We start from the raw sequence: 19,433 nt of genomic DNA on the forward strand, positions 1-19,433 counted from the left end.
CTCTTCAGGCTGCTTTTACCTCGTTTCTTTCTAAAATTTCTTTGGCAAGATTTAGATAGCTAATAGATCCTTTACTATCTGCATCATGGGTGATTGCCGGCATTCCAAATCCTGGTGATTCACTGAGCTTGATATTTCTAGGAATCATTGTGCTAAACACCAACGATTCGAAGTGCATTTTTACTTCCTCTACTACTTGGTTGGCTAAATTCAGCCTTACATCATACATCGTCAATAAGATTCCTTCGATGTCTAAATCAGGGTTTAGTCTTGTTTGAATGATCTTGATTGTATTCAATAATTTACCCAATCCTTCTAATGCAAAATACTCGCACTGAACAGGAACAACCACAGAATCAGAAGCAGTCAACGCATTGATTGTAATCAATCCTAGTGAAGGAGAGCAATCAATAATAATGAAATCATAATCATCTCTAACCTCAGCTAAGGCAATTTTCATTTTCTCTTCACGATCTTCAATATTCACCATTTCCACTTCAGCTCCAACAAGGTCGATGTGAGAGGGTAGAAGGTCTAAGAACTTAATGTCTGTCTCTACAATACTCTCTTTCGCGCTTGCCCCATCTACCATGCATTCGTAAATACTCACTTCTACATTTTTTGGATCTACTCCAACTCCAGAGGTGGCATTAGCTTGTGGATCAGCGTCAACGATCAATGTCTTGAACTCAAGAGCAGCAAGGCTCGCAGCAAGATTGATGGCTGAAGTCGTCTTTCCAACTCCACCTTTTTGATTTGCGATAGAAATGATTTTACCCATAATTTCTTTTTTCTTGATGTGATTTTTGGTAGCGTAAAGAACACAAATATATCCAACCTGATCCCAAGATAATCATGTTGTGAATAACTTGTGTAAAAAAGAAAAACCTTGATTCATTTAATTTGAACCAAGGTTTTTACATAAGATATCAACAATCTATTTTTTCTTTTTATTCTTTTTCTGCGCTTCTTGATTTGCCTTCATCGCTTCTTCAAGTCGCGTCTGAAATTTTGACTTCTTCTTATTGGCATTTTTCTTTTTATTCTCCTGCAGCAACTTGTGGATTTTATCCTCGTCAATGATCTTCCTGAATAATACCGTCTGACCGAAGGTGGTCATATTTGTTACGAAGTAATAAAAGGTAAGTCCAGAAGCATAGCTATTTAAGACAAATAAGAACATGATTGGCATCATGTACTGTAATGTTTTCATTGGACCTTGAACAGTCGTGATTTGACTGTTGCTCCATGTATAGAGAATTGTCGATAAGGTCATTAGTAGCGTAAACAAACTCACATGATCTCCATAGAATGGAATGGTGAAAGGCAGGTTGATAACACTGTCATACGTAGATAAATCACTTGCCCACAAAAATGATTGTTGCCTCAATTCAACTGCATTGGGGAAGAAGAAAAAGAGTGAGAATAGAATAGGCATTTGAAGCAACATTGGAATACAGCCACTTACTGGATTGATTCCTACTTGCTGATAAAGCTTCATTTGTTCCTGTTGCGTCTTTTGCATGTCGCCACCGTGTTTCTCCTTGATTTCATCAAGTTCTGGCTTCATGGCTCTCATTTTTGCCATAGACATATGAGATTTCCAAGTGAGTGGCGAAAGAATCAGCCTGATCACGATTACGACAATTAGGATGATGATTCCATAGTTCGTCAAAAAGCCTTCAAGAAAGTGAAAGATTGGAATGATCAAGTATTTATTAACTATCGGTAGAGGGCCCCAACCCATATCGAGATTTTCCTCGAAATCTGGAGCAACAGATTTTAGGATATCGTAATTGTTGGTTCCGAAATAATAGCGTGCCTCAAATCCATTTGCAAAGTCAGAATATGGAATCAACATTTGCATGGATAGGTTTTTTACTGAAGTAGTATCATCAAAATCTACCGTTTGATTTACATAGCCTGATTTGAAAGCATTATTTGTTATGATAGCAGCAGTAAAGAATTTTTGTTTGAATGAAACCCATCTTACTTGATTTCCTAAAGTCTCTTCTTCAAACTCTGTTGATCTTTGAGATAAATCGTCGAAATCGCCATCAGCTTTCAAGTATCTAACATTGGTGTTGAGGCGGCTATCATCAAGGTTTCTTTCAGCTCTATTTACTGCATGATACCAATTGAAATTGATGTCTGTAGGATTCAGAATGTTATTCAAGCCAGAAGTTTCTATGCTGTAAGCGATTTCAAATCCAGTAGGAGGGATGAGGTAACGTTGTGCTATTGAAAAGTTGCCATCTGATAGTGTGTAAGTCACTTGAGTTGTATCACCTACTGTATTTACAGATGCTTCAAAAGCAAGTTCAGAAAGGCTGATCTTCCTTCCATTATGGTCAACAATCAGGTCTGTCTTGGACTTTGAGGCATCCATCAAAACAAACTGATTTCCATTGTAGTCCAAGTGATTATTTAGATAGACATTTTTAATTTTTCCACCCTTATTTGAGAATAGAATGCTCAAATCTCCATTTTGTATCAATTGACTTTCTTCTTCAGCATCCGAAGCGAAAGCGAATGCACCATACTTCTGGATATTTAAAGTTGCTTGAAGCGAATCTGGAATTGTTGTCGTTGTTTGCGCGGTATCTAGCGAAACTAATTCTTGGGTTGGCTCCACGACTGCCTCTTCCTGAGTAACCAACTCTTCTGGTACTGGAGGTTCTGGTGCAAACCATGTAAAGTAAACTGCCAATAAGGCAAACATTAGGATAAGTCCTATAAATTGATTTCGATCCATTTAGCTTGAATTATATCTCCTGACTTTTCTTAAGATCTAGAGATGCTTTGATAAATTTTACGAATAATGGATGCGGATCCATTACTGTTGATTTTAATTCTGGGTGATATTGTGTTCCAACGAACCAAGGATGATCAGCAATCTCCATGATCTCTACAAGGTTGGTTTTTGGATTTATACCAGTTGCAGTCATTCCTGCATTTTGGTATTCATCCAAATACTTATTGTTGAATTCATATCTATGTCGGTGGCGTTCCATAATTTTCTTAGAACCATAAGCAGCGTATGCTTTGCTTCCTTTTTTCAGTTCGCAAACATAAGCTCCTAATCGCATGGTTCCACCCATGTCTTTAATGTTTTTCTGGCTCTCCATTAAGTCAATAACAGGATAGGAGGTTTTTGCCATTTCCCTACTATTAGCTTTTTTCTTTCCTAGTACATTCCTAGCAAATTCAATCACAGCACATTGCATGCCTAAACAAATGCCGAAGAAAGGAATTTTGTTCTCTCTTGCATACTGTACGGCGTATATTTTTCCTTCTATTCCTCTTTCTCCGAATCCTGGCGCCACTAGTATTCCATCAAGGTTTTGAAGAGACTTGCTGACATTATCTCCATCAAGTTCCTCTGCATGAATCCAACTTACATTGACCTTACACTCATTGGCTGCTCCAGCGTGAATAAATGCTTCTGCAATAGACTTGTATGCATCTTGAAGTTCAACATACTTACCAACAAGACCAATGTTCACTGAGGCCGTCGGGTTCTTCAAACGGCCAAGAAATTCTTTCCACTTGACAATCTTCGGCTCCTTTTTATATGGCATCTTGAACTTAGTGAGCACACGCTCATCAAGTTTTTCTTTACGCATTAAGATAGGCACATCATAAATCGTTGGTGCATCCAATGCTTCGATGACTGAATTAATTGGAACGTTACAAAACAATGCCAATTTCTTACGTATATCTTGGCTAATAGGATATTCAGACCGGCATACAAGGATATCCGGTTGGATACCTGCTTCTAGAAGTTCTTTTACTGAATGCTGGGTCGGTTTAGTTTTTAATTCACCAGAAGCCTTTAGGTAGGGAATCAAGGTCAGGTGAATAGAAATACTATTTGTAGGTCCTAACTCAAAACGGGCCTGTCTGACTGCTTCTACAAATGGTAGTGATTCAATATCACCTACACATCCACCTATTTCAGTGATTACAACATCATACTTTCCTGTTTCACCAAGCTTATAAATGTTGTTTTTGATCTCGTCAGTAATATGTGGAACTACTTGTACTGTTTTACCAAGAAACTCGCCTTGGCGTTCCTTATTTATTACATTGTTGTAGATTCTTCCAGTAGTAACATTGTTTGCTTGTGAGGTTTCAATGCTCAAAAACCTTTCGTAGTGACCAAGATCGAGGTCTGTTTCAGCCCCATCATTAGTTACATAGCACTCTCCATGCTCGTATGGATTTAATGTCCCTGGATCAATGTTGATATAAGGGTCAAACTTTTGAATAGTTACGGATAAGCCTCTTGCTTGTAGTAATTTACCAAGTGAAGCTGCGATGATTCCTTTTCCGAGTGAAGATGTTACACCGCCCGTAACAAAAATGTATTTCGTTTTAGACATGAAGAACGTTTTCCTTTTTCCTTGTTACGGGATGCAAAGGTAGGCTTTTATTCTATTTCTTCAGTGTTATTTGAAAGGTATTCTGTAAGTAATTGAGGCACTGAAATATCCGATTGGATCTACATCAATAAACTCTTCTGGTAATTGCACTGGAATACTGTATGTATACGCAAATAGAAAGTATAACTGGTCCGTTGAAAGGGAGAGAGGAAGCGTGAATGCATAGCTTAGTGTTCCAAACCTTTTGCTATCAACAAACTCAGTTATTTCGTAGCCTTCATTAGCGATAGTTTGTAGTGCGGCAATATCTTCTGATGATAATTCCTCGGAATTTCTTAAATCGATTAATAGTTCGTTTCTAGTTTCTGTATCGATAGTTCCATTTTCAAACGCTCTTAAGATTAGTAGTCCTAAATATCTTTTTTGATCAGTGGTTAGGCCTGCAAACGTCGTGAGCCTATTAAGTCGATTTGCTGTTTGGGCATTGATTTCTTGATTTGTAATTCTTAGTTGGGTAATATCTCCGTTGCCAATGATCATTCCTGCCGATGGGTAAAATCCTACTGTTTTGAATTTCCAGAATTTGCCTAAATCTATGGATCCAGTAACATTTAGTATGATTCGATTGGCTGTCTCCTTACCAAATAGAAATGAATAATCCAGTGAAGTGAATCCCCACTTAAAGTCATAATTTAATGATGCTCCAAGTGAATACTTCAGCGGGTTATCAGACGAATCTTTGGGATTAAAGAACCAACTTTCAGCATCTACGGAGTAGCTCCAATCAGTATTTTTGAAACTTCCTAAATACCCTGCTGAAAGAACTGTTGGATTATAGTTTGGATCTACACCGCTATTCCAATAACCAGAGACATCACCAAAAAATCCAGACTTATGGTAATATGCAGCTCCTGCTGACATACCACTTTGACTTAAATCATAATCACGACCAGCGCTAGTTACATTAGTGGTAAAGCCCATTCTTAGACTCAATTCATTTGTGGGCTCAGCCGAAAGAATTCCATCAATGAGGTTGAAAATAGACAATGAATCCATTTCATCTTCAATAGCTTGTAGCTGCTCAGCGTAACTCAAGGCATTTTCTTGTGATAAAGAAGGACGAGCTATCATCAGCAGCACCAATATGGTGACTATGCGATGCATCAGGTAGGTAGGTTGGTTAGTTTCGTCGATTCTTTAGTCGCTCTCCGTTTCTTTTTTGATTTTGTCGTTGTCTTTGTTGAGCTCTAATTCTTTTCAACAACATTTCCTTGAAGTCGCTTTCTGCTTTTCTCAAGTTGTTTAACTGTCGAGATGTAATCACTTTTAATATTCTGTCCGAATATTCTCGTTCTAGTTTCAACTGCTGGTCTTTAACCTTATTGGCCATCTCAAGCATTTTTTTATTCTCCTCTTCCGTAGCTTGGTTAGGGTCAAAGGTTCTTCTTGCCTGATCAAAGTCCCTACGAATTTCCTTACGCTGTTGTCCGTATTCTCTGTATATGGGCCAAAACTTCTCCGCCTGTTTGGGAGATAATTCTAATCGTTCTGTAATGAGAGCGATCTTCGCTGCTTCGATCTTCTTTAGTGCATCAGGACTTTGGCCAAACGCACCAAGGCAAGCACCAATTGCTGCTATAATCAATATTCTTTTCATGTCTTTATAAATATTCATCTCCTAAATCATATTCTAATAGTACATCGTCGATAGACTGATCTTCAAGATCAATGGCATCGAGGATGTTGGTATTTTCAAATTCTAAGTCATTTACATCATCTCCAATTGCAGATGCTATATCGTATTCATCTAATTCAATTTGGTCTAAGTAAGCAACGATTTCCTCTTGCGAGATTTCAGCCAATAGTTCCTCAGCTGATTGTTCATTTCCAGGTAGCACAAAAACAAATGTCACAACCAAAAGGAGTGAGGCAGCTAAGGCTAGACTCCAACTCGGGACATTGAATCCATATGTCTTTTTTTCATTAGAAACCCTCTGTTGAATTTTTAACGGTAATTCTTCAAAATAACCATCCGGCACTTTGAAGGCTTCTTTTTTCTCAATATCGTCAAGTTTGTACTTCATCTCGTTTCCTTTAGATTGATCTAAGTTCAAAAGGTTTAATCTTCATTTAAAAAATCTTCAATTTTTTTTACCGCATGGTGATAATTTGCTTTTAGTGCTCCAACACTTGTGCCTGTGATCTCAGCTATTTCTGTGAACTTCATATCATCAAAATATTTCATATTGAACACCATTCTTTGCTTATCAGGTAATTTCAACAACGATTTTTGCAATTTGAGTTGAACCTCATCTCCAGATAATTCAACACTGCTGGTCAATTTCTCAGTAAGCTCTCCTTCAAGATCATGAATTGGAAGAAAAAAGCGCCGCTTTTTCTTTTTGAGAAAATTAAGACACTCATTTGTCGCTATTCGATAGATCCAAGTATAGAGCTTGGAGTCTTCCCTGAACTTGCTCAGGTTATGCCAGACTTTAACTAAAATCTCTTGAACTAAGTCATCTGCATCATCATGATCAATTACCATTTTTCTGACATGCCAGTAAACTCGTTCCTGATACTCTCGTACCAAAAGATTAAACCCATAGTTACGGGTTTCCTCTTTTCGGATTTTTTCTATTATCAGCTCTTCCAATTTTTTCAGGTGGGTACGAGTCTTAGATTATAAAGATAGCCGAAGGTTTAATTTGCGATCAAAATATTTGAGCAAGGCAACCTTTTTTAAGGAATGTTGTTACATTTAATGTAATTGTATTTAATAATGGGAATAGCAGAAGAAATAAAGCAGGAAAAATTTAAAAGTCAGTTTTCGAAAGCAGTGGTGAATATTTTGTACACCAATGCCTGGATCAATCAGGAGAATGCACAGCTCTTTAAGAACTATGGACTTACCACACCTCAGTTTAATATTTTAAGAATCCTTAGGGGTCAGCATCCAAAACCTGCTACTGTCAATTTGTTAATTGATAGAATGTTGGATAAGAGTTCCAATGCTTCCCGTATTGTCGACAAACTTGAAGAAAAGGAGCTGGTAGAGAGAAAGCAATGCTCCAATGATAGGAGGGCAGTGGATGTGTTAATTTCGAAGAAAGGGCTTCAGCTTCTTAAGAAAATGGACAATGATATGGAGACTTGGGAATCGTCTACATGCAAGATCACAGAAGAAGAAGCTGAAACTTTAAACTTTTTACTTGACAAGATGAGGAGCTAGCCTAAATCTTTAAGAGACTCGAGTATTCCGGCTACAGCTCCTTTCTTACGGATTATCATCATCGGAATGTCTTCATTAATCCTGATCATTCTTTCAGACTTACTTCCTATGAATATAGCAGAAGTAGCAGTTCGTCCTTTTGCACCCATGATAATGAGGTCAACTTTTTTCTTTGCTGCCTCTTCCAAAGCTAAGTCTATTATTTTTCCATCAGTATCTAGCGAACATACAGGAATGAGCTCTTGCTGATTTTTTTCAACATTCTTAATGAGTATTTCTAAATCATTGATGGCGTGACCTTTCATGATTTCAGCAAACTCTTCATAGGTCTTTCCTGAATATCTATAGCTAGACGGTACTTGATAAACATTCTGAAGATAGATCTTAGATTTTAAGTTTTTCGTGAAATGCATGGTTCCATTCAGCGAAAGTGAAGAGTAATCTGAAAAATCTACTGGGATGAATATTTTGTCAAACTTAATTGATACTCCATCTGGAATAAGTAAAAGATTACATGGGGATCTTCTGGCTACTCTTGTGCTCAGTACAGAATCACTGCCTTTCTTTCTACCAAGAATTATTAGATCTGAATCTAAATCGGCTGCCGCTTTAAGAATTTCTTTGGTTTCACCACCTTGACATACTCGAATGTTGGTGTCAATGTCACATTTAAAGTGCTCCTGAATAAGCGCACTTATCTCATCTCTTCTTTCTGATAAGGCTTTATCTAGCAAATCCGGAAATTCCTTTAGAACAGATTCTGGTAGATTGAAATCCTTAATAACATTCAAAAAGGTAATTTGAGAAGCTCCAGCAAGTTGTCCAACTGTACAAGCATTCTCAATAAGTCCCTTGTCCATTTCTGTATGATCAAGGCAGACGATAATATTTTTTAGAGGCGCGATCAATTTATATGGGTGTTTATATGTGCAAAGGTATTATTGATATTTATCAATCAAGGTCTAAATTCTCGATAAAAAGATATTTTTTATCGAAATATTCATGTTTATAGAATAAAACATTGAATCAAAAAAAATGTTTCATTAAAACAGAATATTATTCTACTTTTTCAAGTAAATCACACAGCATTTCTACTGATTCTTTCGAATGTGTTGGGAAATTGGCGATTCTAATGTGGTTCTCCTTATGCTTCCCATATCCAGACCCAAGAATCAGCCCCTTTTTTTTGAAATTTTCAATGATCCTACTAGAGTGGTCACTTTTTGCAACAATGGTTGTTTTAGATCGGTGCTCTTTAGATTCTACAAAGTGATTGATTAGAGGATGATTTTCAATCGCTTGATTAAGTATCGTGGCTTTGTAGACAGTATCATTTCTCATGCGTTTGGTACCCGCGCGAAGTATGTCCTCAGCTATTTTACCTAATAGGTAAATAAAGAGCATGTTAGGCGTCTCTGGTGTTTGATCCTTATCACCGAATTTTTTAAGGTTTGGTAGGGTTCGATACGATCCCAATGATGTTTTAGATGCTCTTTGGTTAGCCACCTCGTGACACCTTTCATTCGCAATCCAAACACCTAAGCCAGCAGGCAGGCCAAATGCTTTTTGAACAGAAAAGTAGGCTGTATCAACATTGTTAAAATCTATAGGTAGTGAAGGTGCAGCGCTTACAATATCCAATGCAATTAGCGTATCGGGGTTAGAAATACGCAATTGGTTAAGCTCTTTTTCCAGGAAACTATGACCAACGCTTGTTTCATTTTTGGTAACCCCAATAAGTTCAGTGCCCTCAGGAATTTCCCATGAGCTATAAGCTTCACCATCATTGATAATGGTAGCAGTGCTTTGCTTATCATGCGCTAAAGCAAAGTCATAAAACTTTTTACTGAAAGAACCATTTACGAAGTGGTGTGACTGGTTAGAAACCAAGTTTTGGATGATTCGATCCCAGGCTTCATTGGCAGAATTTAAAAAGTAAACCTGATATCCCTCAGGCAATTCAAGAAGATCTGTTAATGCTTCAATTGTTCCCTGCATTACTTTAATAAATTCTGAACTCCTATGAGAGATTGAAGGTATATCTTGAAAAATTGCTTTTTTGAGATGCTCTTCAAATGTGTAAAAAAGTTGAGCAGGACCGGGTGTGAAGAAGATTTTATTAGACATAAAAAAAGCTCTTAAAGTAAGAGCATTATAATTTTAAATTGATGGTTAAAGTTCCCTTAAACTCTAGTTTCCATCCATTTGAATGTTCTATTGATAATTTTCAGCGCAAGTTTAATTTTCTTGACGCTAATCATTTCTCTCGATTCATCATACATTGTCACCCCATCAGCAAAAAGCAGTACTTGAGGATATTCATTCATAACTCCAGCCATATCGGTAACTGCTTCTGTTACCTCTTTGTCTTTCATTACGTCAATCATGTATAAATCAAGATTTTCTGGCGAAATGGTCCAATCTCTTTGGAGCGTTTCCATTGCCATATTACTTTCCGGAGATGAAGGTCTATGCTTAAAAACAAGCGCAGGCTTATCCTTGGAGCGTTCAACAAGCCTGTTAAACTCTTCTATTGTGCTTAGCGATTTCCAATTAAGCGGATAACTCATTTTTTTCAATTTAGCTTAAAACGTTCTATTAAGCTCCTTTGGTTGGGTGGTTTTTGATAAAATCTGGTATAAACTTAATATAAAACTCTGAATCTTATAGTACCTCGGACCCTTTTTAAATCTTTTATTGCTTCCTCTTTGTAGTTCTTGTCTATATCCGTAATTACGTATCCAATCACATCATTGGTTTTTAAGTATTGACCCCCAATGTTAATTCCATGTTTTGCAAGCACATTATTTATATCTGCCAGTACTCCTGGTTCATTTTTATGAATATGAATAAAACGGTGTGCTTGGCTCAAGCCAGGTAGTGTAATATTCGGGAAATTCACACTATTGGTTGTAGACCCCGTGTTTATATATTCAATGATTTTTGATGGCACAAAATCTGCAATATTCTCCTGTGCTTCTAGTGTACTTCCGCCTACATGAGGTGTTAAAATCGTGTTTTTAAGTCCCATTAAAGGCGATTCGAAAGGATGATCATTGCTAAGTGGCTCTTCTGGGAATACATCTACACTAACACCATGGATCTTCCCATTTTTTACGTTTGCAACGAGAGAGTCTATATCAACTACATGTCCGCGACTCAGGTTGATAAATACAACTCCTTGCTTCATTAAATCAAACTCTTTTTCAGAGATAAATGATTCATTGGATTCTCTTCCGTCTACATGAATGCTTACTATGTCAGATGTGGAGAGCAACTGCGCCAAACTGTGACATGGCTTAGCATTACCTAAAGCTAGTTTTTCTTCAATGTCAAAGTATTGAACATTGAGACCCACAGATTCTGCAAGCACAGAAAGTTGAGAGCCAATTTTCCCATACCCAATGATACCTAATGACTTTCCTCTGATTTCAAAGCTTCCTGTTGCAGATTTGCTCCATTTACCTTGATGCATTTGTTGCATCTTATCGGGGAGATTCCTCATTAACATGATAATCTCTGCAAGAGCTAGCTCAACAACGGATCTTGTGTTTGAAAACGGCGCATTAAAAACAGCAATGCCTTTTTCAAGAGCTGATCTCAAATCTATTTGATTGGTTCCTATACAGAAGGCGCCAATTGCAAGTAGTCGCTTTGCATTGGCAAGTACTTTCCCTGTGATCATTGTTTTAGACCGGATCCCTAAAACACTAACATCTTTAATGGCTTCTGCCAATTCATCTTCTGTCATACCAGCTGGATGAACCTCTACTTGATAGCCTTCTTGCTTAAGTTTATTTACAGCATCTTCATGAATGTTTTCGAGCAACAATGCTTTAATTCTATTCTTGGGGTAGGAGTGTGCACGCTCCAAATTTTGAGTAAACAGAAATTCATCCAGCGATGGAGCCTCATGATCTGCTTCGACTAAGATCTTTTCGCGCCTTACATTTTCAGTAAATGCATAAAACTTGTGAGCTAGACCTGCTTTCTTTATTTCAAAGTCCGTATACCCATCTCCTAAAACAAAGACTTCACCGTTTAGGTTGAGGCTTTTAATTTGATTGGGTTTACCATTATTATCAGATAAAATATTGTCTTCATCAAAGCCAACTATATTTTCACTGTCGTCATAGCTGAACTCATTGGCAAATACATTCTTTTCCTTTATCCCATACTTGGCCACAATTGGAACAATAAAATCCTTGAATCCATTGGAGACAATGAAAATCTGATCCGTATACTTATTGATGAATTCAGTATTTCTTTTAAAGGATGATGAAACAAGTAAGCTCAATCTATCAACAAGCTCAGGTAGGTGCTTTTTGTTAGCTTCTAAAATTTCAATTCTTCGCTTAAGTGATTCTCTAAAAGACATTCCACCGTCCATACCCTGATCAGTAATTGACTTAATTTCTTCAATGGCATTCGCTTGATTTTCGTTATCCTTGAGAGAGATTTCTGCGAGTACATCTAGTGCCTCCACTTGAGTGAATGTACTGTCGAAATCTATTATGAAATATTTGGTCTGCTCCATCTATTAATTTAGGTAAGCTTCAAAAATAGAACATGCTAAAACTCCGACATACGTTATTCACACTTTTCTTTTTAGCAATCGTTTTCGGACATGCTCAAGCATTCGAAAAGATGAGAAATAATATAGATAGCGTCGTGTCGAATGCCATACAGGCCCAAGCATTTCCAGGATGTGTTGTGCTTGCAAGTAAAGACGATAGTGTCTTTTTTATCCGGTCATATGGCTACCACACCTATGATTCCATGAGAAGGGTTGCTGTCAATGATATATATGATTTGGCATCTGTCACCAAAGTAGTAGGAGGGACACTGGCAGTTATGAAGCTTTATGAAAATGGTTACTTTAATTTGGACGATCCAATTGGAGAGTATGTTGATAAGCTGGGGAAAGTTGGTGATGTCACTTTTCGTGAAGCTTTGGCTCATCAAGGAGGATTATATCCTTGGATACCATATTACAAGGAAATAAAGAAGAAGAATGGAAAATTCAAGAATAATACAATTTCTGCGACGAGAGATAGTGAGTACAATTTCGCACTAAGTGATAGCCTATTCCTACACAAGGATTTCTACAATAGGATTAAAAACATGATTAGGAAAAGCAAGGTTTCTGATCAAAAAAAGTATCGCTATTCAGGATTATTCTTTTATTTAATTCCAGAGTTAGTTGAGAATTTAACCGACACAACTTTTAATGACTATTTAAGTCACAATTTCTTCAGGCCTATGAATGCCAAGACGTTGACATTCAACCCATTAGATTCTTTCTCAACTCATCAAATAGTGCCAACCGAAATAGATACCTTCTTTCGAATGCAACCTATTCATGGGATGGTTCATGACGAAGGTGCAATTATGATGAAAGGTGTTTCTGGAAATGCAGGCTTATTTAGCAATGCAGAAGATCTATCAAAGATTTTTCGGATGCTACTTAATGAGGGAGAGGTAGATACTTTAAGGTTGCTTTCTAAACAAACGATTCGTTTGTTTACTTCTACCCAATATCCAAATAATGATAATCGGAGAGGATTAGGATTTGATAAGCCTCTGTTGGAATATGATTCGATAGCAAGTAGTGTTGCAAAGGATGTAGGATTTGATAGTTATGGACACACGGGGTATACTGGTACGTTGGCTTGGGCTGACCCTGAAGAAGATATGGTTTTTATTTTTCTGACTAATCGAGTGTTTCCTTCCAGGACTTACAGATCGATCTACCAACTCAATGTACGACCGACAATACATCAGTTCTTTTATGATTATTTAAAGGAGATTGAAAGCAAAGAATAGAACCCTGTCGAAAACATCAAATAAACAATGCTATTTATTTATTTAAAATCATTCTAAATAAGGCATTTTTAATGATTTTATTCATTCTTAAATTACTGAATATCATCGCGTTACGAAACATGGATCATTGAGTGCGAATAGGGGATATGACCTACCTTTGAAATGCAACAACCCAATGTTACTTTTGTACGCGTTTGATCTCAAGCCCATCGGAATACATGTTTAAAACAACACCGAAACTAACCAAAATCTTCCTAGGCATTGCCTTTGGATTATTTATATCATCGAGCGTTACCGCTCAGGAAATTTCAACAGACGAAAGCGTTATAGCTGCAGGTGAAGCGACCTTCAAAACCAACTGTACCACGTGTCACAGAATATGGGAAGTTCGCATTGGTCCAGCTCTTAATGGAGTAACAGAAAGAAGATCAGTAGAGTGGTTAAACTCTTGGATTAAAAATTCTCAAGCACTTATTGCTACAGGCGATGAAGATGCAGTTGCTTTATACGAAGAGTATAACCAAACACTGATGCAGGCTTTCCCATTCAATGACGATGAAGTCATGGAGTTGTTGGCTTACATTAATGCTGAAACTGCTAAAGGACCTCCGGTTGCAGAAGTAGTTGTTGATCCTAGTCAACCTGGGGGAGGTGATGCTGTATCATCTTCTTACTTAATAGCTGTCATCATCATCTTGGTGGTGGTTCTTGCACTGGCGGTAGTTGCCTTAATTATTGCGGCGAAAACGTTAGTGAAGCATCTTAAAGATGTTAAAGGGCTAGACGAAGCTGAGCAAGAGATCGTTTCACAAGAATTTAATGTTGGGGCTTTTCTTAAGAGTAACAACTTTGTAGGCCTTGTAATATTTGTCTTTACTATCATCGTCCTCAAGACCTTAATAGACGGAGCGTTTACCATAGGTGTACAGCAAGGATATCAGCCGACACAACCAATTGCATTCTCGCATGAGATTCATGCAGGACAGTATGAAATCGATTGCCAATACTGCCACACGGGTGTTAATAAGTCGAAATCAGCAAACATACCTTCACCAAACATCTGTATGAATTGCCATACACAGGTGAAGACAGAATCTGAAGAGATTGCGAAGATTTACGCTGCGATCGATTACGACCCTGAAACAAAAACTTACGGTACAGATACAAAACCAATTGAGTGGGTGAGAATTCACAACCTACCTGATCTTGCATACTTCAATCACTCACAACACGTGAATGTAGGTGGTTTAGAGTGTGAAACTTGCCATGGCCCTGTTAAGGAAATGGAAGTTGTATATCAATACTCTACACTAACAATGGGATGGTGTATCAATTGTCACAGAGAAACAGATGTAAATACGAAAGGAAACGAGTATTACGACAAGCTTGTGAAGCTCCATTCAGAGCAAAGCAAGAAGCCAATGAAGGTAGAAGATATCGGAGGGCTTGAATGTGCTAAATGTCACTACTAATATTCGTGAACAGCTGATCTAAAAGAGTAATGAAAGAAACTAAGAAATACTGGAAAGGGGTAGAGCAACTGGAAAACACTGCAGATTTCCAAGCTAGAGCTTCAAAAGAATTCCCAGAATATTTACCGATCAATGGTGGTGACAATGGAGAGCCATCCAGAAGAGATTTTTTAAAGATGATGGGATTTGGAGTAGCAGCTGTGTCATTAGCAGCTTGTGAAGCTCCGGTAAGAAAGGCAATTCCTTACGTTAACAAGCCCGTAGATGTTGATCCGGGTGTAGCTAATTATTATGCGTCAACGTATGCGATGGGTAGTGATGTAGCTTCTGTAGTCGTTAAGACTCGCGAAGGGAGACCGATAAAAGTAGAAGGAAACGATCTTTCAATGATCAGTAAAGGAGGGACAACAACTCAAGTTGAATCTTCTGTACTTTCACTTTATGATGGAGAGCGTCTTCAAAATCCAAAAATTGGTGGTGAAGATTCAGATTGGGATACCATCGATGAAAGAATTAAAACTGAGCTAGCTGCTAATAGCGGTAAAATAGCAATAGTGTCATATTCTAACTGTAGCCCAAGCACCATGCGTGCTATTCAGGTGCTAAGTGAAAAATATGGAGAAGTAGATCATATTCAATACGACGCATTCTCAATGAGCGGCTTACTTGATGCTTATGGAGAAGCTGCTGGGAACAGAAGTCTGCCAATGCATGACTTCTCAAAAGCAGAGACAATCGTATCCATCACTGCTGACTTTTTAGGCAGCTGGCCAAATCAGGCATTAAACAATAAGCAGTTCGCTGCTACTAGAAAGCTTGGACCGGATAAGAAAGAGATGTCGAGACTTTACTCTTTTGAGTCTAACCTTTCTTTGACAGGATCTAACGCAGACTATAGACAACCAATTAAGCCTTCTCAAGAAGGATTATATGTGGCTAACCTGTACAACTTGATTGCTCAAAAGGCTGGTGCTGCGACCACTGGTGTCGGAAGAATTGAAGATTCAGTGATCCTGGAAAAAGCTGCTAACGATCTCTGGAAGTCTAGAGGAAAATCAATTGTAGTTAGTGGATCTAACGACAAGAATGTGCAACTTTTAGTTATTGCTATCAATGATCTGCTTCAGAGCTACGGTAGTACTATTGATTTAGCTAAAAGTATAAATACAAGAAAAGGTGACGACGCTGCTTTCGGGAGATTAGTCAATGAAGTTAAAGCTGGATCTGTAGGTACAGTAATTTTCTATAACTGTAATCCTGCATATGATCACTCAATGGGAGGTCAGTTGGTTAGTTCACTTGGAAAAGTGAAAACAACTATTTCAACCTCAGATAGATTGGATGAGACTAGCAGTTCTGTGAAGTATATTACTCCAGACCATCATTATCTCGAATCATGGAATGATTTTGAGCCGGTTACTGGTCATATCACACTATCTCAACCAACAATTCAAAACATATTTAATACCAGACAAGCACAGGAATCATTCCTAAGATGGTCGGACAATACTTCTTCTTATTATGATTTTATGAGAGAAGGATGGCAACCATTAGCTTCTGGTGATTTTGATGGTTTCTTCGATAAGTGCCTACACGATGGTTTCTACAACGCCGAGGCTTCATCTGAAGCAGGTTCAGTTGCTGTGGATGCTGTAGTTGTTGGAGGAAATCTAAAAGGATATTCAGCCAAGTCTGAAGGACTTGAGCTTGCGCTTTACACTAACTACTCCGTAGGTGATGGTGTTCAAGCCAACAATCCATGGTTGCAAGAAATGCCTGATCCAATTACTAAAGCATGTTGGGATAACTATTTCACAGTCTCACTTGCTCAAGCAATGGAGAATGAATGGAATATTAAAGGAGGCGACATGGACTACAAGGTTGCTACTTTAACTGTAAATGGAAAGTCAGTGACAGCTCCTGTTGTTCCTCAACCAGGACAGGCTTATGGTACAGTTGGATTAGCAGTAGGGTATGGAAGAACCAAGGCTGGTAAAGTAGGAAATGGAATTGGAGTGAATGCTTACCAATTGGTTAGCAGTTCTGCTGATGGCTTGAGATACAATGGTAAAGCTACACTTGAGCTAACTGGTGAAGATCGCAAGGTTGCTCAAACTCAGACATCTCAGACATATGCAGGTAGAGAAACTGTTATTCAGGAATCTATCTTAAGCAAGTATCAAAAAGATCCTCAGGCTGGAAGAAATTTCCCAATGATATCAAAAGCGGATGGATCGAAAGTTCGACCTCACGCTGTTTCACTTTGGAAAGGACATGAGTATCCAAATCACCACTGGGGGATGATTGTGGATTTAAACTCTTGTACTGGATGTGGAACATGTACAGTTGCCTGTCAGACGGAAAACAATATCCCTGTTGTAGGTAAAGAAGAGGTTCTGAATAGGAGAGAGATGCACTGGATCAGAATTGATCGATACTATAGCTCTCGTTCTGAGAAAGAGCTTGGTCAGTATGGAGGTGCGGATCTAATGGAAGTGAAGCAAAAAGAGCTTGCTTCTGTTGAAAATCCGGAAGTTACTTTCCAACCTATGATGTGCCAGCAATGTAATAACGCTCCTTGTGAGACTGTTTGTCCTGTTGCTGCAACTACTCATAGTAGTGAAGGCCTTAATCAAATGACTTACAACAGATGTATCGGAACAAGATATTGTGCGAACAACTGTCCTTATAAAGTAAGAAGATTCAACTGGTTCAAGTACCACGACAATGCAAAATTTGCTGACAACTTACCAATGAATAATGATCTAGGTAAGATGGTTCTTAATCCAGATGTGACAGTGAGAGCAAGAGGGGTAATGGAAAAATGTACTTTCTGTGTTCAGCGAATCCAAACTGGAAAGCTTGATGCGAAGAAAGAAGGAAGAAGACCTGTTGATGGAGAAATTCAAACAGCTTGTGCGAAATCTTGTCCTACCGATGCACTTGTATTCGGAGACATGAAAGATCCAGAAAGCAGAATTTCTAAAACATTGAAGCTTAAGTACAACGAGAAGAGTGTAGAGGCTACAGAGGATAGAGCTTATCACGTACTTGAAGAGCTAAGAGTAATGCCAAATGTTTGGTATCTCACTAAAATCAGAAATAAAGACGAAAACGATAAACAAGAAGCATAATGCACGCAGAATCAGAAGTACGGATACCCTTAGTAACGGGTGGAAAGACAGTCCACGATGTTTCTGAGGATATTGCTGGAAGAGTAGAGCAAAAACCTACGGTAACGTGGATGCTTGCTATGGCGGTCTCTTTAGCACTTCTCCTTGCTGGAGGGTATGCAGTAGCAATTACCCTTTGGGATGGAATTGGAATGTGGGGTCTTAATAAAACTGTCGGATGGGCATGGGATATTACTAACTTCGTTTGGTGGGTTGGTATTGGTCACGCCGGAACGCTAATATCGGCTGTACTACTTCTTTTCCGTCAACGATGGAGGATGTCAATTAACAGAGCTTCTGAGGCGATGACAATTTTCGCTGTAATCTGTGCGGCTATGTTCCCAGTATTACACATGGGGCGTCCTTGGTTGGGCTTCTATTGGGCATTACCATTACCGAATACATTTGGTTCTTTATGGGTGAATTTTAACTCACCGCTTCTTTGGGATGTATTTGCGATCTCGACATACTTCTCCGTTTCTCTGGTATTCTGGTACATTGGATTAATTCCTGATTTTGCTACAATCAGAGATAGAGCTCAAAACAAAATATCAAAAGCTGTTTACGGAGCACTTAGCTTCGGATGGACAGGAGGAGCTAAAACTTGGTCTCATTACGAAACTGTGTCTTTAGTATTGGCAGGTCTTGCTACTCCACTTGTACTTTCAGTACATACGATTGTATCCTTTGACTTTGCTACTTCAGTAATACCTGGATGGCACACGACTATTTTCCCTCCATACTTTGTGGCAGGGGCTATCTTCTCAGGATTTGCAATGGTATTGACACTACTGTTGGTAACACGGAAAGTATACAAATTAGAAGACTACATTACCATTCAGCACGTAGAGTTGATGAATATCATCATCATAGTCACTGGATCGATTGTAGGTATTGCCTACATAACAGAATTCTTCATTGCGTGGTATTCTGGTGTAGAAGCTGAGCAATACGCATTTATCAATAGAGCGACAGGACCTTACTGGTGGGCATACTGGTCAATGATGACTTGTAATGTGATTTCTCCACAGCTCTTCTGGTTTAAGAAAATTAGAACAAATCTTGCAGCAACATTCGTGATCTCGATTATTGTAAACATTGGAATGTGGTTCGAGCGATTTGTAATTATTGTTACTTCACTTCATAGGGATTTTCTTCCGTCAAGTTGGGCGATGTTCTACCCAACCATGTATGATATTGGAGTATATGTTTTCACCTTCGGATTGTTCTTTACAGCGTTCTTCTTATTCGCTAAGTTCTTCCCTGTAATTAACATGGCTGAGGTTAAGAGTATTATTAAAGCAACTGGAGAAAAACCGACTCAGTCGGCTAAATAAAAAGATAG

Annotated in this window: 16 protein-coding genes; 5 read left to right on the forward strand and 11 right to left on the reverse strand. The window is 38.3% G+C overall.

What is annotated here, in order from left to right; translation table 11 throughout:
• Positions 1-4 precede the first annotated feature (4 nt).
• From ACY650_RS16690 to ACY650_RS16720, 7 genes are all read right to left on the reverse strand, one after another.
• The gene (locus tag ACY650_RS16690) at positions 5-781 is read right to left on the reverse strand and encodes a ParA family protein (protein WP_462249147.1); all 777 of its coding nucleotides are present in this window, start codon (positions 779-781) and stop codon (positions 5-7) included.
• Between the two features lie 156 nt (positions 782-937).
• Positions 938-2,755, reverse strand: a complete 1,818-nt coding sequence (gene yidC, locus ACY650_RS16695; protein WP_462249149.1) for a membrane protein insertase YidC — start codon at positions 2,753-2,755, stop codon at positions 938-940.
• Between the two features lie 10 nt (positions 2,756-2,765).
• On the reverse strand, positions 2,766-4,385 hold the full coding sequence (locus tag ACY650_RS16700; protein WP_462249151.1) for a CTP synthase: 1,620 nt from the start codon (positions 4,383-4,385) through the stop codon (positions 2,766-2,768).
• 66 nt (positions 4,386-4,451) lie between these two features.
• Positions 4,452-5,549 carry a TorF family putative porin gene (locus ACY650_RS16705; protein WP_462249153.1) on the reverse strand — a complete coding sequence of 366 codons (1,098 nt, stop codon included), beginning with the start codon at positions 5,547-5,549 and terminating at the stop codon, positions 4,452-4,454.
• A gap of 16 nt (positions 5,550-5,565) precedes the next feature.
• Complete coding sequence (locus ACY650_RS16710) at positions 5,566-6,042, reverse strand: hypothetical protein (protein ID WP_462249155.1); 477 nt, start codon at positions 6,040-6,042, stop codon at positions 5,566-5,568.
• A gap of 4 nt (positions 6,043-6,046) precedes the next feature.
• Positions 6,047-6,469: a hypothetical protein gene (locus tag ACY650_RS16715; protein WP_462249157.1), complete on the reverse strand. Its 423-nt coding sequence runs from the start codon at positions 6,467-6,469 to the stop codon at positions 6,047-6,049.
• A 35-nt stretch (positions 6,470-6,504) separates the two neighbouring features.
• The gene (locus ACY650_RS16720) at positions 6,505-7,041 is read right to left on the reverse strand and encodes an RNA polymerase sigma factor (RefSeq protein WP_462249159.1); all 537 of its coding nucleotides are present in this window, start codon (positions 7,039-7,041) and stop codon (positions 6,505-6,507) included.
• A gap of 126 nt (positions 7,042-7,167) precedes the next feature.
• Between ACY650_RS16720 and ACY650_RS16725 the strand changes: the two genes are divergently transcribed.
• Positions 7,168-7,617, forward strand: a complete 450-nt coding sequence (locus tag ACY650_RS16725; RefSeq protein WP_462249161.1) for a MarR family winged helix-turn-helix transcriptional regulator — start codon at positions 7,168-7,170, stop codon at positions 7,615-7,617.
• Here ACY650_RS16725 and ACY650_RS16730 read toward each other — a convergent pair.
• The 4 genes from ACY650_RS16730 to serA form a co-directional block, all read right to left on the reverse strand.
• Entirely contained in the window at positions 7,614-8,525 is a 912-nt protein-coding gene (locus tag ACY650_RS16730; RefSeq protein ID WP_462249163.1) for a universal stress protein, read from the reverse strand. The genes ACY650_RS16725 and ACY650_RS16730 overlap by 4 nt on opposite strands.
• A gap of 148 nt (positions 8,526-8,673) precedes the next feature.
• Positions 8,674-9,744 (reverse strand): aminotransferase class V-fold PLP-dependent enzyme, encoded by a 1,071-nt coding sequence (locus tag ACY650_RS16735; RefSeq protein WP_462249165.1) that lies wholly within the window; start codon positions 9,742-9,744, stop codon positions 8,674-8,676.
• A 56-nt stretch (positions 9,745-9,800) separates the two neighbouring features.
• Positions 9,801-10,187, reverse strand: coding sequence for a monothiol bacilliredoxin BrxC family protein (locus ACY650_RS16740; protein WP_462249167.1), 387 nt, complete (start codon positions 10,185-10,187; stop codon positions 9,801-9,803).
• Between the two features lie 74 nt (positions 10,188-10,261).
• Complete coding sequence (gene serA / locus ACY650_RS16745; RefSeq protein WP_462249169.1) at positions 10,262-12,154, reverse strand: phosphoglycerate dehydrogenase; 1,893 nt, start codon at positions 12,152-12,154, stop codon at positions 10,262-10,264.
• Positions 12,155-12,186: 32 nt separating this feature from the next.
• Here serA and ACY650_RS16750 point away from each other — a divergent pair, with 32 nt between their 5' ends.
• The 4 genes from ACY650_RS16750 (at position 12,187) to nrfD (ending at position 19,425) form a co-directional block, all read left to right on the forward strand.
• On the forward strand, positions 12,187-13,443 hold the full coding sequence (locus ACY650_RS16750; protein ID WP_462249171.1) for a serine hydrolase domain-containing protein: 1,257 nt from the start codon (positions 12,187-12,189) through the stop codon (positions 13,441-13,443).
• A gap of 218 nt (positions 13,444-13,661) precedes the next feature.
• Positions 13,662-14,915, forward strand: a complete 1,254-nt coding sequence (locus tag ACY650_RS16755; protein ID WP_462249173.1) for a cytochrome c3 family protein — start codon at positions 13,662-13,664, stop codon at positions 14,913-14,915.
• A 29-nt stretch (positions 14,916-14,944) separates the two neighbouring features.
• The gene (locus tag ACY650_RS16760; RefSeq protein ID WP_462249175.1) at positions 14,945-18,049 is read left to right on the forward strand and encodes a TAT-variant-translocated molybdopterin oxidoreductase; all 3,105 of its coding nucleotides are present in this window, start codon (positions 14,945-14,947) and stop codon (positions 18,047-18,049) included.
• Entirely contained in the window at positions 18,049-19,425 is a 1,377-nt protein-coding gene (gene nrfD / locus ACY650_RS16765; RefSeq protein ID WP_462249177.1) for an NrfD/PsrC family molybdoenzyme membrane anchor subunit, read from the forward strand. The genes ACY650_RS16760 and nrfD overlap by 1 nt, the downstream gene beginning before the upstream one ends.
• Positions 19,426-19,433: the final 8 nt, after the last annotated feature.

The sequence above is a fragment of the Ekhidna sp. genome, assembly GCF_963691765.1.
Classification (GTDB): Bacteria; Bacteroidota; Bacteroidia; order Cytophagales; family Cyclobacteriaceae; genus Ekhidna.